This window comes from uncultured Alsobacter sp., assembly GCF_945952055.1.
Classification (GTDB): Bacteria; Pseudomonadota; Alphaproteobacteria; order Rhizobiales; family Beijerinckiaceae; genus Alsobacter.
Map to the genome: position 1 here is coordinate 25,982 of NZ_CAMFHB010000031.1, position 14,527 is coordinate 40,508.

General features: G+C 70.0%; 14 protein-coding genes. 7 read left to right on the forward strand and 7 right to left on the reverse strand.

The window, feature by feature from the left end; all coding sequences use genetic code 11:
- Positions 1–2 precede the first annotated feature (2 nt).
- The 5 genes from Q0Q47_RS20515 to Q0Q47_RS20535 all read left to right on the forward strand — a co-directional run bounded on the left by Q0Q47_RS20515 (position 3) and on the right by Q0Q47_RS20535 (position 4,367).
- Complete coding sequence (locus Q0Q47_RS20515; protein WP_293863953.1) at positions 3–674, forward strand: amino acid ABC transporter permease; 672 nt, start codon at positions 3–5, stop codon at positions 672–674.
- A 3-nt stretch (positions 675–677) separates the two neighbouring features.
- Positions 678–1,349, forward strand: a complete 672-nt coding sequence (locus Q0Q47_RS20520) for an amino acid ABC transporter permease (RefSeq protein WP_293863956.1) — start codon at positions 678–680, stop codon at positions 1,347–1,349.
- A 137-nt stretch (positions 1,350–1,486) separates the two neighbouring features.
- Entirely contained in the window at positions 1,487–2,506 is a 1,020-nt protein-coding gene (locus tag Q0Q47_RS20525; protein ID WP_293863959.1) for a glutamate cyclase domain-containing protein, read from the forward strand.
- Positions 2,507–2,529: 23 nt separating this feature from the next.
- Positions 2,530–3,666, forward strand: coding sequence for a Xaa-Pro peptidase family protein (locus Q0Q47_RS20530; protein WP_293863962.1), 1,137 nt, complete (start codon positions 2,530–2,532; stop codon positions 3,664–3,666).
- Between the two features lie 323 nt (positions 3,667–3,989).
- Complete coding sequence (locus Q0Q47_RS20535) at positions 3,990–4,367, forward strand: hypothetical protein (protein ID WP_293863965.1); 378 nt, start codon at positions 3,990–3,992, stop codon at positions 4,365–4,367.
- A gap of 31 nt (positions 4,368–4,398) precedes the next feature.
- On the opposite strand, the gene Q0Q47_RS20540 is transcribed toward Q0Q47_RS20535, so the two are convergent.
- Positions 4,399–5,442, reverse strand: coding sequence for a glycosyltransferase (locus Q0Q47_RS20540; protein WP_293864104.1), 1,044 nt, complete (start codon positions 5,440–5,442; stop codon positions 4,399–4,401).
- Positions 5,443–5,610: 168 nt separating this feature from the next.
- Between Q0Q47_RS20540 and Q0Q47_RS20545 the strand changes: the two genes are divergently transcribed.
- Positions 5,611–6,387 (forward strand): polysaccharide deacetylase family protein, encoded by a 777-nt coding sequence (locus Q0Q47_RS20545; RefSeq protein ID WP_293863968.1) that lies wholly within the window; start codon positions 5,611–5,613, stop codon positions 6,385–6,387.
- Here Q0Q47_RS20545 and Q0Q47_RS20550 read toward each other — a convergent pair.
- The 3 genes from Q0Q47_RS20550 to Q0Q47_RS20560 all read right to left on the reverse strand — a co-directional run bounded on the left by Q0Q47_RS20550 (position 6,384) and on the right by Q0Q47_RS20560 (position 9,881).
- Positions 6,384–7,310: a metallophosphoesterase gene (locus Q0Q47_RS20550; protein ID WP_293863971.1), complete on the reverse strand. Its 927-nt coding sequence runs from the start codon at positions 7,308–7,310 to the stop codon at positions 6,384–6,386. The genes Q0Q47_RS20545 and Q0Q47_RS20550 overlap by 4 nt on opposite strands.
- Positions 7,311–7,428: 118 nt before the next feature.
- Positions 7,429–8,721 carry a hypothetical protein gene (locus tag Q0Q47_RS20555; protein WP_293863974.1) on the reverse strand — a complete coding sequence of 431 codons (1,293 nt, stop codon included), beginning with the start codon at positions 8,719–8,721 and terminating at the stop codon, positions 7,429–7,431.
- Positions 8,718–9,881 (reverse strand): hypothetical protein, encoded by a 1,164-nt coding sequence (locus Q0Q47_RS20560; RefSeq protein ID WP_293863977.1) that lies wholly within the window; start codon positions 9,879–9,881, stop codon positions 8,718–8,720. The genes Q0Q47_RS20555 and Q0Q47_RS20560 overlap by 4 nt, the downstream gene beginning before the upstream one ends.
- 75 nt (positions 9,882–9,956) lie before the next feature.
- On the opposite strand from Q0Q47_RS20560, the gene Q0Q47_RS20565 reads away from it, so the two are divergent.
- Positions 9,957–11,123: a glycosyltransferase gene (locus tag Q0Q47_RS20565; RefSeq protein ID WP_293863980.1), complete on the forward strand. Its 1,167-nt coding sequence runs from the start codon at positions 9,957–9,959 to the stop codon at positions 11,121–11,123.
- Here Q0Q47_RS20565 and Q0Q47_RS20570 read toward each other — a convergent pair.
- From Q0Q47_RS20570 to Q0Q47_RS20580, 3 genes are read right to left on the reverse strand one after another with little or no spacing between them, the layout of a single operon-like run.
- Positions 11,054–11,812, reverse strand: coding sequence for a hypothetical protein (locus Q0Q47_RS20570; RefSeq protein WP_293863983.1), 759 nt, complete (start codon positions 11,810–11,812; stop codon positions 11,054–11,056). The genes Q0Q47_RS20565 and Q0Q47_RS20570 overlap by 70 nt on opposite strands.
- On the reverse strand, positions 11,809–13,749 hold the full coding sequence (locus Q0Q47_RS20575) for a hypothetical protein (protein ID WP_293863987.1): 1,941 nt from the start codon (positions 13,747–13,749) through the stop codon (positions 11,809–11,811). Before Q0Q47_RS20575 ends, Q0Q47_RS20570 begins: the two co-directional genes overlap by 4 nt.
- A gap of 31 nt (positions 13,750–13,780) precedes the next feature.
- Complete coding sequence (locus Q0Q47_RS20580) at positions 13,781–14,509, reverse strand: glycosyltransferase family 2 protein (RefSeq protein WP_293863990.1); 729 nt, start codon at positions 14,507–14,509, stop codon at positions 13,781–13,783.
- Between the last annotated feature and the right edge of the window lie 18 nt (positions 14,510–14,527).

Below are 14,527 nucleotides of genomic sequence, written 5' to 3' on the forward strand. Positions count from 1 at the left end.
CCATGCAGGAGTTCGCGCACTACTTCTTCAACATGCCCGTCATGATGCTGGCGTTGCCACAACTCCTTCAGGGGTTGCTGGTGACGGTCCAGATGGGCGTCCTGGTCGTCGTCCTGGGCATCGGCCTCGGCCTCCTGCTCGCCGTGGTGCGCAGCTTCCGCTTCGCGCCGGTGAACGTGCTCATCGTGATTTTCGTCGACGTCTTCCGCGCCATCCCGGCGCTCGTCGTGCTGATGCTGATCTATTTCGCGCTTCCGTCGGTGGGCGTAACCTTGCCGCCGTTCGCCAGCGCGGTCGTGACGCTGGCGCTGGTGCTCGCCGCCTTCGCCGAGGAAATCATCTGGGCCGGCATCACCGCCGTCGACAAGGGGCAGTGGGAGGCGGCGCGATCCACCGGCCTCGGGCCGCTGCAGACGCTGTTCTACGTGGTGCTGTTCCAGGCCATCCGCATGGTGATCCCGCCGCTCACCAACCGCGCCATCGCCGTGACCAAGAACACGGCGATTGCCTCGGCCGTATCGGTGCAGGAAATGCTCAACGTCGCCTCGAGCCAGCAGGCGATCTACGCCAACCCGACACCTCTCACATTGGCGGCGCTGCTCTATCTGGCGTTGTTCGTGCCGTTCACGATCCTTTCGCGCCTGCTCGAGCGCCGCTACCGGTGGGGGCGCTGAGCCATGGACAACCTCATCGACGCGTTCTTCAACGCGGACGCGCTCCAGCAGTCCTGGCCGTACCTCGTGCACGGCATCGTGCTCACGCTGGGCCTGTCGCTGGCCATCGTGCCGGCCTCCATGGCCTGCGGGCTCCTCGTCGCAGCCCTGTTCACCCTGCGCGTTCGCCCTCTCAACGCGGCCCTGATGGTCTACATCGACTTCTTCCGGTCGTTTCCGCCTCTGGTCCTGATCATCTTCATCTTCTTCGGCATGCCGTTTCTCGGGGTGAGGCTATCGGAGCTGCCGGCGTTCACGCTCGGCGCCGTCCTCAACGGATCGGCCTTCTTCGGCGAGATCTTTCGCGCCGGCATCGTCTCGGTGCCCAAGGGCCAGCTCGAGGCGGCGCGCTCCACGGGGCTTTCGCTCGTGCAGGCCATGCGCTGGGTCGTGCTGCCCCAGGCGATCCGCAACGTGCTTCCGCCCCTCACCAGCAATGCCATCGAGCTCATCAAGTCGACGTCGCTGGCGTCCATCGTCGCCATCCCGGAGCTCTTGCGCAACGCGCGCATCGCCCAGGGCGCGACGTTCAGCCCGACGCCGCTGGTGGCCGCTGCACTCATCTACCTGGTCATCCTCTGGCCTGCCGTGCGCCTCGTGTCGCGCATGGACAGGAAAATCCTCGTCGGGCGCTGAAGCATGCTGCGAGAAGGTGGGATCCGGCTTTTCGCAGAGAGCACGCCACCACCATCCATGCGAGGGCCGCGGCCCGCCATGGGCGATCCGCCTGTTGCAGAAGCGCTGACTCACTGCACGAAACCAACGAGGGTCTGATGCCTGACATCATCGGCGAAGCCGTCGACCAGCTGATCACGATCGAGGTCAAGAATCGCGGTGGTCCTCACGGCATCCTTCGACCGCTCTACGAGGCGGCGCGAAGGCTGGCCGGCGGCCGGCCGCTCACGGCCGTCATCGCGGAACGGCTGCGAGAGCGGATCAAGCCCGGCGACACGGTGTTTTTGGTCACGGGCGCCGGCTACCTGCCCACCATGCCCAAGGGCGAGAGCGACGGGCCGCCGGGCGCCGCCGCGCTGGGCCGCGTCCTCTACAAGGGCCTCGGAGCGGTCCCGGTCTTCGTCGTCGAGCCCAACCATGTCGACGTCATGGAGGCCTGTGCGCGGGCGGCGGGCCTCGGCCTGCGCAGCTTCGCCCATGCGCGTGACCAGCGCCTCGGTGCGGCCATCGTCTCGCCGCCCCCCGAACAGGCCGCGGTTGCGGCGTGGATCGATCACTGCGTCGCCGAGATGCGCCCCGCCGCCGTCATCGGCGTCGAAAGGCTCGCGCCGGGCAAGGATGGGGCCATCTATGCGGCCAAAGGCCTGCCTCTGTCGGGCCCCAATGCCATCAACGAGGGCCTGATCGACATGTCCGGCATCATGCCGGCCGCCGCCCGGACGGGCGCCCTCACCATCGGCATCGGCGATCACGGCAACGAGCTCGGCTTCGGCGCCATCTACGACACGGTAGTGGCGACCATGCCGCACGGGGATCGCATCGCGACCACGGTCGCCGCCGACCTCGTGCTGCCGGCGATGAACTCCAACTGGGGCAGCTATGGCGTGGAAGCCTGCCTCGCTTTCCTGCTCGGCCGCGCCGATCTGATGCATGCCCCCGACATGGAGGAGCGGATCCTTCGTCGCGCCTTCGAGGCAGGCGTGCTGGAGGCGATGGCCTTCTCGGGCGAGTTTCTGGTCGATGGGCTCGACGGGGAGACGTCCGTCTCGGTCGTCCAGTTCCTCGGCAACATCGTGCGCAAGAACCTCGAGAAGCCGGTCGGCTACGCCGGCCGCTGATCGTCGCAAAGGGAAACGGATCGATGAAGAAGAAGCAGCGGCCCGCGGGCCTCGACAAGGTGCTCGCCGAGTATGGCCTCGATGCGGTCATCGGGGTTAGCCCGGAGAACTATACGTTCATCTGCGGAGGCCACGTGTCCGTGCGGTTGCGGTCGCGCCTTGGCTTCGCGGTGATACCGGCCCACGGGGGAGGGCCGTTCCTGGTCACCTGCAGCCTGGAACGCGCGCTCACCACCGCCGAAAGCTGGATGACGGACATCCGAACCTATGTCGAGTTCGAGCAGCACCCCGTCGAGCCGCTGGCCGAAGGCCTGCGCGAACGGGGCCTCGACAAGGGCCGCATCGGGCTCGACCTCGACTACCTTCCCGCCTCCGCCTATCTCGAGCTCGTCAACCGCCTGCCGCACGCCACTTTCGTCGACACCGCGGAGGCGGTGGCCTCGCTGCGTTCGTTCAAGACGCCGGATGAGATCGAGATCATCACGCGCGCCACCAGGGACACTCATCGCGCCGTCCTGGACGCGATGGAGGCGGCGCGCCTCGGCGAGAATGAGCGCACGATGTGCAACCGCATCGCCAACAACATGATCAACAACGGTGCCGACGGCATCACCTTCATGTCCTTCGGCAGCGGAAAGAAGGCCCATCTGTTCCACGCCGGCGCCTATGAAAGCGTGACCCCGGCCGTCAGCGAGGTCATCCGCTTCGACGTCGGCGCTGCCTACGGCTCATGGTCCAGCGATTTTGCCCGCACCTATTCCACGGGCGAGCCGACCAGGAAGCATCGCGAGACCTACCGCAAGCTGCTCGACGTCGAGGCGGCGACGATCGACATGATCAAGCCCGGGATCATGGCCGAGGAGGTCTTCTTCTTCTGCCGGGACATGATGCTCAAGCATGGGCTCATCTTCTACATGCCGCATGTCGGCCACAGCCTCGGCATCGAGCTTCACGAGAAGCCCATGCTCAAGGCCGGCGAGAAGACCCGGCTCATGCCCGGCATGTTGATCAACGTCGAGCCCTCGACCTTCGACGACGAGAAGAGCGCTTTCCATACCGAGGACCTGCTCCTGATCACGGAGACCGGGACAGAACTGATGACGCTGGGATTGGCGCCGCCGGAAATCCCGGTGATCGGCGAGAAGATCGTCTACCCCTGACGCGTCGCGTCCTGCACTCTGCCGTCGTTGCGAGCACCGCCACCCTGATCCGCCCGACGCAGCCAGCACTGCGCCGATCGGTCGTCCCGTCGTTCCACTGTTTTCTGGGGCGGCGGGGGAGGGAACAGCACCCCCCCTTCCAGGTCATTCCGCAGCCGGCAGCGCACCATCATTCCTGCGCGCCGGCGCCGCGATGTGGACATCTTGCGCGCCGACAGTGGTGGCGTGGTGTCGGGCGGCGTGTGCAGAGTGGATTAACCTGGGCATGCGAGCCTGACGGACGGCCCGGCGTGGTCGTGTTGGTGAGCTGCGTGTAGGAAGCGATGGGTCGAAGCGCTTACGATGTCCTTCTCGACTGGGCGCGTGCTCTGGGCCTCGCCCCGCGCGTCGATGCGCAGGCGGCTGCGTCGGCAGCCGGTGGCGTGGGCGGAGGGGCGTTGCCGCCGCTGGCCATGCCGCGGCCTGGGCCGGGACCGGACGGCGGACCCGAGTGGCCGGACCGGGCGCCGGCCTTCGAGGCGTTCGACATGCCGCAGGTACTGCGCGCGCTCGACGCGCATCTGGCCGACGCCGAGGCGGAGCTCGACGCGACGGTCCCGGATGCCGATCCTGAAACCGCCGCCTATCGCAGGCTGAAGGTCGAAGCCCTGCGCGACGACATCCGCACCCTTCGTGAGCAGTGTCGGCCCAAGGCGTCCTGACCCGAGGGGGCTGGCTTCGCCATCCCCGCGCTCAGCCGGCCGGGCTTCCCTCCTGCGCGTAACGGCGCGCGATCGGCGGCGCCTTGCCCGCATTGTCGACCCGCTCACGGATGGCTCGCGACAGCCTCCCCCGCACGTAGCCATAGGTGGTGACCGCCAGTCCGGACGTGATGGCCGCGGCCCGGCCGAGCCCCGAGACGTCGCCCTTCAGCGTGTCGCGAATCCCCTCCAGCACGCCGCGCGTCAGCACGCGCACCACGTAGGACCGCTCGGAGCTGAGGCCATCCTCGGCGCCGACGAAGCGCGACACCATCGCCTTGGAGTAGCCCTCGGCCAGGCAGCGGCTGAAGAAATAGGACCAGGTGAGGCGCTTGAGCGGCACGAAATGGTGCATCACCGCCTGCGGCTCGTGCATGAAGATGCCGCCCGGCGTGGCCTGGGCCGCCCGGATGCACCATTCGGTCTCCTCGCAGCCCAGCGGAATGGCGTCGATCCGGCCGAGGTCGCTGCGGAAGCCGCCCACGCGCTCGAACGCCTCGCGGCGGATCGCCATGGCGCCGCCGAAGGGGTTGCGGACCACCTGGGCCGTCCGCGGCACGCCACGATGCGTGCAGCCCACCGTCCAGTAAAACTCCTCGGGGAACCAGCGCGGCGGTGTGTCCTCGAAGGCGGGGACCGACATGCCGCCCGTGCCGATCACCTTCGGGTCGGACATGGGGCCGGCGAGACGGGCCCCGAAGCTCGGCGAGGCGACCGCGTCGTCGTCGAGGAACACCACGAGGCAGCCGGTGGCGTTCGCGATGCCGGTGTTCCTGGCTCCCGACAAGCCCTTCTGGCCGGCATTGGGCACGGCCACGACGGTGGGGAACAGCTCCTTGATCCGGGCGAGGAGATTGGGGTTGTAGTCGACCACCACGACCACGTCGCGCGCGGGAGGATCCTGCGCCAGGCAGGAGCGAATGGCCTTCACGAGCAGGGACCACCGTTCGTCGCTGTAGCAGCAGATCACGAACGAGACCGTGGGGGCGGCGACCGGGCCCGTGACGAGCGGTCGGGTGTCGTCCTTAACGATCATGTTCAAGCCTAAACGCTCCTCTTGTGGTTGCTCATTCAGCTTACCTAAATTTTTATCAATGTTCGAGTCCGGCGACTCGCAAGAATCGCGCCTCGTTCCCCGCTGCGCTATGCACCGGGGCGACGACGACCGCCTGACGTCGGTCATGCGCCCCGACCCGAGGAGCCCATGCGTATCCCGATCCTGATGTACCACAGCGTCAGCGAGGCCGCCGATGGCTCTTTCGGGCCATTCGCCGTGCGTCCGGGGGACTTTTCGGCCCAGATGGCGCTGCTGGCGGAGCTGGGGCATGCCACGCTCACGGTGGCTGATCTGGCCGTGCGGCTCGTCGCCGGCCAGGCGCTGCCCGCCCGGCCCGTGGTCGTCACCTTCGACGACGGCTTCAAGGACTTCATGAGCCACGCACTGCCCGTGCTGGCGGCCCACCGGCTCGTGGCCACGCAGTACGTGGTGTCGGACCTCGTGGGCGCGACGAGCCGCTGGCTCGACGACGTGGGGGAGGGCGGGCGGCCGCTCATGGACGCGGCCGCGGTGCGCGAGGCCCACGCGGCGGGCATCGAGATCGGCGCGCACACGCGCACCCATCCGCGGCTCGACGCCCTCGCGCCGGACCGCCTGCACGACGAGGTCGCCGGGTCGAAGGCCCGCATCGAGGACATGCTGGGCGCGCCGGTGACGACCTTCGCCTACCCCTTCGGGCTGTACGAGGGCGCGCGGGAGATCGTCCGGGAGGCGGGCTTCGCGGCGGCCTGCGCGGTCCGCTATCGGACGAGCTTTCCGGGCGACGACCGCTTCGCGCTCGCGCGCCTGATCGTGCGCCGCGACACCGGCCTGGACGCCTTCGGCAAGCTCCTGGACGGCGACGACGCGAGCCTGCGCATGACGTTCGATCGCACCCGCGCCGCGGCGTGGCGGGTGGTCCGCCGGGCGATGCGCCGGGGCTAGACCGCGGCCGCGCCGCCGCCGATCGTGGCCAGCACGATTTCGGCGGGCACGCCGAAGCGCACCGGCCACCACGAGCAGCCAAGCCCGGCCGAGACGACGAGGTTGCGGCCGTCCTCGACGATGTGGCCGTAGACGTAGCGCGAGCCGTAGCGCGACGGCACGACGGGCGTGAACCCGCCGATCCGCACCTGGCCGCCATGGGTGTGCCCGCTGAACGTCACGGCGACGTCGGCCGGGACCTCCGCGAAGATGTCCGGCTCGTGGGCGAGCAGGAGGATGGGGCCGTCGCCCCGGGCTTTCGTCAGGGTGCCCTCCAGATCGTCGGTGCCTCCGGAGCCCCAGGCCGGCGAGTCGTGCCGCGGACGGAACGCGAACTGGTCGCCCAGCCCCGCCACGGTGAAGCTGCGCCCCCGGTGGGTCAGGCGGACGGCGTCGTTGTGGAGGACGCGGATGCCCTCCGCCTCCAGCGCCGCCGCGGCGGCGGGCAGCGGCACGAGACGGGCCTGGGCGCGCGGGTCGTCCCACCAGTCGTGGTTGCCCAGGATCGCATGCACGCCGCAGGGGGCCGAAAGACGTCCCAGCGCCTTGGCCCACTGCGCATCGGGAACCTTCGCGGTGATCTTGCGGTGCGCCACGACGTAGTCGCCGAGCAGCACCACGAGGTCCGGGGCGAGCGCGTTCGTCGCCGCGACGATGCCCTCGATCCGCTCGATCGTCATCCAGGGCTCGCAGGCATGGATGTCCGCGATCGCCGCCACCCGCAGCGGCAGGTCGGCCGGCCAGCCCGCGGGGTGGATGTCGTAATGGGTCACGACGGCATCGCCCATCGTGTCCAGGGCTGCCGCCCCCGCAGTGCCGATCCCCAGGCCGCCAGCCGATCCGGCCACCAGGCCGCGGGTGAGAAGATGTCTGCGCGTCAGCATGCGTCGTCCATGTCCCTTGCCGGCGGGCATCATGGCCGGCCGGCGTTAAGGGCATGCAAAAACCGCCGTCAATGAGGCGAAGCTGGCGCTTTGGAATGGTCATGGCGTCAGGTGACGGTCAGGGCTCGCGAGGGCGGTCCTGGCGTCCGACGATGTCGGGCCTGAAAACCTGGCGAAGGTCGCCCAGCGCCAGCAGCGCCGGACCGATCTGCCCGATCAGGCAGGACAGGCCGACGCCGGTCAGTCCGAGGCTGGGGACGAGCAGCACCACGGGCACGAAGGTGAAGACGAACTGCGCCGCCTCGTTGACCAGGATGGCGCGGCCGCGCCCCATCAGTCTCGCATGGGCTATGAACCAGGCGTTGATGACGTAGGGTACGGCGCTCGCCCCCATGAGCCACAGGGCCACGGTGCCGTTCAGCGCGTAGTCCCGCCCGAAGACGAGCATGATCCAGTGCCCGAAGGCGAGCAGGAACAGGCTCCCGGCCACCGACAGCACCAGCGCGATCAGGATCATGCGCCGGCTGAAGTCCCGCCGCCGGGACGGGTCGCGCGCCCCCTCGACGGTGAAGGACGCGACCAGGCTCGAGGTCACCAGCCGCAGCATGCTGGCGACCAGGAAGGCCTGGTAGAAATAGGCCGCCTCTGCCGCTCCGATCAGCCGCAGCACGAGCAGCGGCAGCAGCCGCAGTGTCGTTTCGGCCAGGAGCGACCCGGCGAAATCCAGGGACACGAGGCCCGCCATGTCGCGCAGCGGCATGGGCGGGTTTCCCGCCAGACGCCCGGAATCGGCCCGCCGCAGCGTCAGGCTCCAGTAGGCGGCCGCGATCAGCGGCGCCGTGGCGAACCAGGAGATCACGACCGCTCCGGGAACCGCGAGCAGGGCGCAAGCCAGCAGCAGGGCCAGCTTGCCGGCGTTGAAGAGCAGGCTCTGCACCAGGAAGTGGTTGGTGAGCCGCAGGCCGATCAGCGCGCCGGACTGCACGAAATAGAGCGTCCAGACCAGCGTCGCCGCCGCCAGCCAGGGCGTGTTGACCCAGCTGTCGGCCAGCCATCGCCAGGGCGCGACCAGGATGGCGAGCGAGATCGCCAGGGCGGCGGCCGCGTTGAGCCCGGCGAACTGCAGCACGAGGCGGCGACCGTTGCCGGGGTGCTGCGGCAGATAGCGCACCAGCGCGCTGCGCAGGCCGAGCTCCGCGACCGTGCCGAGCAGGAAGATGAAGGACAGCTCGGCGGAAGCCTTGCCCACGGTCTCGGCCGGATAGAACCGCGCCGCCACGACCCAGTAGACGACGCCGAGGCCCGCCGCGAGGACCTGGCTGAGCAGGATGAGCGAAGCATGGCCGAGCCAGGCGTGGCCGGCGAGGGACTGCAGCGACAGGCGGCGCCATGCCGGCGTTGCGTCGGTCATGGGCGCTTCACCGCGGCCGGAGGAACGAGTTCTTCGGCCAGCGGCCGGATCGGCTTTCCACCGCCGCCCACCGAGACGGCCGCGTTGTTGTCGACCACCCGCAGGGCCTTCAGCAACCGCGCCGCGTCCCGCGACCAGGGCGTGGCGTCGCCCAGGCGCGTCACGAAGTCGAAGCCGTGGTCCTTGCGGAACTGCGTGGCGAAGCGCCCGTCCGGGCCGGTCTCGGCGGTGAAGCCGAACCCGTCGCCGAAGCTGTCGTCCACCACATAGGCGCCATAGCCCTGCAGGGTCGAGGCGAGGAGGCGGCCGGGCTCCGTTTCCAGGCCCAGCGCGGCGAGGTCCGCATCCTGGGGAATGGCGAGGAGAGCCCCCATGCGCATCGCCGCGACGGCACCGGGGTTGTCCTTGCCGTAGCGGCCCACGGCATAGTCGTCCGCCGTGCTGGCCGGCCAGCGGAAGCAGTGTTGGGCCGCCTTGCAGGGGTAAAGGGCGAGGCGCGCATCCACCAGGAGCTTCAGGGCATGGGCCGGCGCGGGGCCGCCCGGACGCAGTTCGCCGACCCGCAGCGACCCGCCGAGCGCCGACAGGTTGCTTCCGCCATGGGCGCCGGTCATCCCCGGGCCGTACAGGTCGAGCGGCGAGAAGGCGACGAGGGCCGTCGCCGGGCCGCCGGCCCTGCAGCGCGTCAGGGGCTGCACCTGCACGACGGTACGGCGGTCCGGAAGCAGGATGGCGGCCGAGCCGTTCTCCCGGTTGTCGGGGACCACGAAATCGTCCGGCAGCGGGATCTGTCCGAGTTCCGGCCCTTGCGGCTCGCATCGGTTGCGGCCGGTCCAGCCGGCCTCGTTCTTGTGGATCGGCGTCAGCGGCGCGTCCGGCCGCAGGACGATGATCTCCTCGTCCAGCTTGGTGAGCTTGGTGTTGCGGCCCATCAGGTCGAAGGGCAGGCGCGGGTCGACGTAGCGGGCCTGTGACCCGATGGGCATGTTCCAGATGCTGTCGGTCGCGAAGGGCTGGCGCAGCGGATCGCGCGCGAGGACCGGCGATGCCGTCCCGACCAGGACGGCGAGCGCCGCGGCGGCGAGCGCGCGCCCCGCCGCGAGATTGTCCGCACGACCCGGTTTCCTCCGCTCGGCGGCATGCTCTATCGTCCGCGCCACCGGCGACGGCTTCAGCGCTGCCGTCGCAGCCCCGTCAGAGACCGGCCCAGGCCGGCCCGCAGGAACACGCACCGCATGTATCTGTCCACGGTGATTCACGACTTCCGCGGCGGCGGCGCCGAGCGCGTCAGCGTGCTGCTGGCCAATGCCTTCGCCAGGCTCGGCCACCGTTCCGAGATCGTCTGCCTGTCGGAGGAGGGGCCCTACCGTCCGCTCGTGGACGGCGCCGTCACCGTGACGTGCCTGGGCAAGGCGCGCATGTTCCAGGCCATTCCCCACCTCGCGGGCCACCTGCGCGCCGCGCGGCCCGACGCGGTGCTGTCGCACCTCACCCACGTCAACGTCGTCACGCTCGCCGCCGCGGCGCTGGCGCGCGGCCCTTCCGTGTTCTGCGTCGAGCACAACGACTTCGGCCGGGCCGGCGCCGACGTGGGCTCGCCGCTGGTGCGCCTGGCCTGGCGTGCCGCCCCCTGGCTCTACCGGCGAGCGGCCGCCGTGTTCTGCGTGTCGGAGAGCGTGAAGGACAGCATCCCCGGGGCGCTCGCCACGCCGGAGCGCTTCCCCGTGGTCGCCAATCCGCTCGACCCCGCCCAGCTGCTGGCGGGGATCGCGGCCGACCCGCGGCATTCCTGGCTCGACGGGACGCATGACGTGCTCGTGGCCTGCGGGCGCCTGACGGCCCAGAAGAACTATCCCATGATGCTCGAGGCCCTGGCACGGCTGCGCCGGCAGCGCGACGTGCGCCTCGTCATCCTCGGGCAGGGGCCGCTGCTGTCGGATCTGCAGGATCGGGCGCGCGGGCTCGGCGTGGAGAACGCGGTGGACTTCACCGGCTTCTCGGCCAATCCCTTCGCCTTCTTCGCCCGCGCCCGGCTCTTCGTGTCGACCAGCGACTACGAGGGCCTGCCCATGACCGTCATCGAGGCGCTCTACTGCGGCGCTGACGTGGTGACCACCGACAGCTGTTCCGGCGTCGCCGACCTCACCGCCGGGGCGGGGTTCGGGGACTGCGTCGCCCGGGCCGACCTGGACGGCTTCGTCGCCGCGGTCGAGCGGCGGCTCGACGTGCGCCCCGTGCCCGCGCAGGACAAGCGGCAGGCCCTGCGCGCCTACGAGATCGACGCGGTGGCCGCCGCCTATCTCGAGGTCATCGGACGCGATCGCCATCCGGGTCATGGAACCGTCCGCGCGGCGACGTCCGACGGGCGGGCGGCGGCGAGCCTCAGCCAGACCCGCCGGTAGACGAGGTCGGGACGTTCGGCCAGGAACAGCCGGGCCTCGATCATGTCCTCGCCGGCGAGCTGCCGCGGCGCCACGATGGGCCGGACCACGCGCTCGCCCGGCCCCAGCCGGATGTCGGGGACCAGACCAACGAGGGCGCCGTTGGCCATGATTTCCAGCGCGTAGACCTGCTCCGCCTGTTCCTTGTTCTCGATGCCCACCAGGGCGGTCGCGGTGCCAGGCCCCGGCTCCGGCACGATCCAGAGATTGGTGTAGGCATATTCGCGATGGGCCTCGGCCCCGCTGCGCGCCAGCCAGATCGCTCCGGCGGCGATGGCGATGGACAAGGCCACCACCGCGAGCCGCGCCCGCGACCCAGGGGCCGCTGGCGCCGGCGGCGGGCCGGTACGCGCCTCGCGGAACGGCAGGAGACCGACCGGTGCGGCCAAGCCGCACAGCGTGCACAGCGCCGTCCACCACGCGCTCGGGACCAGCCCGTCCGGCAGCCTGTTCAGGACGAGACCGGCCAGGACGGTGACGGCGAGGCTCGTGGCCAGGCTCGACACGATCCATTCGAGCCGCTGGCCGCGCCGTCCGGCCACTCCCGCGAAGAGGAGGAGGCCGGGCAGCACCAGCACGAGGGCGGTGGCCACGGCGGCCTGCGCGCCGCCGACGACGGCGAGGATCACGTCGTGAAGGGCGCCGCTCATCGCAGGGCCCTCACGTCGTAGATCACGGCATGGCCGTTGTCGAAGACGCGGTGCACGCCGGGTTCGTCGTTGAACTTGAGGAAGGCGCGCGGGGAGGGCGGGCCGCTCAGCATCTGGTCGGACAGGCCGCCGTCGAAATAGGTCCCCACGAGCGAGCGGCCGGTCGTGAGCCGCAGGTCGGCCAGGATGTAGTCCAGCTCCAGGCGGTGCAGCATGTCGCGCTCGGTGGGCCCGAGGGCCGGCGCGGTGAGCAACTGCCCGGCATCGTAGCCGTGGTGCAGGGTGGTCGACACCTGCTGGTGGCCGTGGACGGCGAGCAGGAGCCTGGCGATGCGGTCGGCGGCGAAGCGCTGGCGCGGGCCGAGCCATTCCCGTGTCCAGCGTGCGGCATCGATGCCCATGGGCTCGACGGAGGCCGCGTCGGCCGAGACGAGGTAGCGCGAGGGCACGAGCACGAGGCGGCCCTCGCCGCTGATGATGCCGCCCACGATGGCCATGCCCGCAGCCGCGGCCAGGACCGCGGCGCGCAGCGGGCTTCTCGAGCGGCCCTGCAGCGTCGTGGCAGTGAGGTTGGCGAGGACCAGGCCGACGCCGAGATAGGCGAAAGGCGTGATGCGGTTGCCGATTTCCCAGCCGGTGCTCGTGAGGCGGAAGACGATGCTGAGCGGAAAGCCGATCGCCAGCGCGCTGATGACGAATTGGCGTCCCCGGCTCTGCAGAAGGAGGTAGCGCAGGAAATCGAGCAGGCCCCCGCGCGCCGGCAGCGGCGGGCCGTTCCAGGCGAGGCTCTTGACGAACCCGATGCCGAGCCCGGCCGAGATCAGGGCGACGGAGCCGAGCGTCACCACCCGCTGCCACAGCGGCGCGACCTCGCCGTCCTGTCCCGTGAAGAGCTTGCGCGGCATTTCGAACTGGAGAATGGCCAGGAGGTCGTTCAACCCGTTCGACAGCAGTGGTCCCAGGTAGGAGCTGTTGCTGGCGGGCGCCGACGACGACCACAGCAGCGGCATCGTGACGGCCGCATAGGCCAGGATCGCGCTGCGGGCGAACTGGCGCAGCGGCGTGCCGCGTCGGATCTCGAAGACGGCGACGAGCACCAGGATCGCGGCCGTGGCGTAGGACGTCATGTGGTGGGTGGCGCTGATCGCCATCAGCGTCGCGAGCGCCACGAGGAGCAGCAGCAGCGCCTCCGCGGGCCGGGCGTCGCGGATGCGCACGTCGAGCCACAGGACGAAGGCCATCAGCGGCAGGGCGATGCTCTGGTAGGCGAAGTGCGTGTCGAAGAACACGAAGGTGCTGCAGGCCATGTAGAACAGGCAGCACAGGCCGCCCGCCCGCGCCGAACGCGTCAGGCGCTCGGCGAACAGGAACAGGCTGCCGACGAACACCACCCGCGCGGCGCCGAGGATCAGCAGCCCCGCGGCATGGATGGACAGCCCCGACATCTCGCCCAGCGCCGCCGTGAGGATGGCGAGCCCGGGGAAGTTCTGGCCGATGGGGAACAGGGTGTTCACGATGAACAGCCGCCCGGTCTCCATCAGGTTCTGGGCCATGTCCCAGTGCAGGTATTCGTCGTGGTCGATGAAATAGAGCGGCGCGCGGACGATGCGCAGGCCGAAGAGCCCCAGCGTGAGGGCCATCAAGGTGGCGATGCGGTCGCCCCGCGACGTGTGCGGCAGGATCAGGTTCAGCGCCGCCGGGAAGACGATCAGGAAGACGGCGCCGTAGAACAGCTCGAAGGCGCCGGCGCCGCCCTGCCGGCTCTGGTTGGCGGCGAAGGCGGCGAGCAGCAGGCCGAGCGCCGCGAGCAGCGCGGCAACCGGGTACCAGGGGGCGTGGCAGGCCGCGGGGTCGGCCTCGTCGATCGGCCCGGAGGCTCCCAGGCCGAACAGCCTGAAGAGCCCGCTGGAGCGTGCCGTGACCGTGCTTGCGGACATGGTCGCGGGACCGCCTGGCCTGCCGCGAGGCTCAGATCGGATTGGACGCGTCGCGCGGGATCCGGCGTCCGGCCAGGCGCTCGCCCAGGATGACCTTGAGGATGCGCCAGCCGTCGGGCAGGGCGCGCAGGTTGCTCTCGCCGTGCAGGCGATGCGCCTCGAAGCTCGGCACCTCCACGATCTTCAGGCCGTTCTTGAGCGCGTTGATGTTGAGCAGCGTCTCGATCTCGAAGCCGGTGCCCTCCGAACGCAGCGCGTTGCAGTGGCTGCGCCAGAAGCCGATGTAGCCGTAGCACAGGTCCGAGAAGGAGCCGCCGTAGAGCAGCGTCACGGCCTTGGTCAGGCACCAGTTCCCGAACATGCGGAAATAGGTCATGTCGACCGTGCCGGCGCCCTGCAGGAAGCGCGAGCCCTTCACGAAGTCGGCGCCCGCGAGCAGGGCCCCGACGAACAGGATGATCTCCTCGGGGGCCATGGAGCCGTCCGCGTCGAGCATGACGATGATGTCGCTCGTGGCCGCGTCGAAGCCCCGCGTCAGCGCCACGCCCTTGCCCTTGCGCATCTCGTAGACGATGCGCACGTCGGGAAACAGGCGGCGCGCCGTCTCCACGGTGCCGTCGGTGGAACGTCCGTCGACGATGATGAGCTCATGGATCCAGCGCGGCAGCCGCGGGATCAGCGCCTTCAGGTTTTCGGACTCGTTCAGCGTCGGAATGACCACCGAAACTCTGGGTAGGGGAAATTCCGATGCGTTCGGCATGTCGATCGTCCTGTCGCG

What these genes read in the sequence shown, in the direction of transcription:
- Q0Q47_RS20575 (WP_293863987.1), bottom strand. Translation starts at nt 13,749, where the DNA reads ATGTCCGCAAGCACGGTCACGGCACGCTCCAGCGGGCTCTTCAGGCTG.
- Q0Q47_RS20520 (WP_293863956.1), top strand. Translation starts at nt 678, where the DNA reads ATGGACAACCTCATCGACGCGTTCTTCAACGCGGACGCGCTCCAGCAG.
- Q0Q47_RS20555 (WP_293863974.1), bottom strand. Translation starts at nt 8,721, where the DNA reads ATGACCGACGCAACGCCGGCATGGCGCCGCCTGTCGCTGCAGTCCCTC.
- Q0Q47_RS20515 (WP_293863953.1), top strand. Translation starts at nt 3, where the DNA reads ATGCAGGAGTTCGCGCACTACTTCTTCAACATGCCCGTCATGATGCTG.
- Q0Q47_RS20580 (WP_293863990.1), bottom strand. Translation starts at nt 14,509, where the DNA reads ATGCCGAACGCATCGGAATTTCCCCTACCCAGAGTTTCGGTGGTCATT.
- Q0Q47_RS20535 (WP_293863965.1), top strand. Translation starts at nt 3,990, where the DNA reads ATGGGTCGAAGCGCTTACGATGTCCTTCTCGACTGGGCGCGTGCTCTG.
- Q0Q47_RS20530 (WP_293863962.1), top strand. Translation starts at nt 2,530, where the DNA reads ATGAAGAAGAAGCAGCGGCCCGCGGGCCTCGACAAGGTGCTCGCCGAG.
- Q0Q47_RS20570 (WP_293863983.1), bottom strand. Translation starts at nt 11,812, where the DNA reads ATGAGCGGCGCCCTTCACGACGTGATCCTCGCCGTCGTCGGCGGCGCG.
- Q0Q47_RS20545 (WP_293863968.1), top strand. Translation starts at nt 5,611, where the DNA reads ATGCGTATCCCGATCCTGATGTACCACAGCGTCAGCGAGGCCGCCGAT.
- Q0Q47_RS20565 (WP_293863980.1), top strand. Translation starts at nt 9,957, where the DNA reads ATGTATCTGTCCACGGTGATTCACGACTTCCGCGGCGGCGGCGCCGAG.
- Q0Q47_RS20550 (WP_293863971.1), bottom strand. Translation starts at nt 7,310, where the DNA reads ATGCTGACGCGCAGACATCTTCTCACCCGCGGCCTGGTGGCCGGATCG.
- Q0Q47_RS20525 (WP_293863959.1), top strand. Translation starts at nt 1,487, where the DNA reads ATGCCTGACATCATCGGCGAAGCCGTCGACCAGCTGATCACGATCGAG.
- Q0Q47_RS20540 (WP_293864104.1), bottom strand. Translation starts at nt 5,442, where the DNA reads ATGATCGTTAAGGACGACACCCGACCGCTCGTCACGGGCCCGGTCGCC.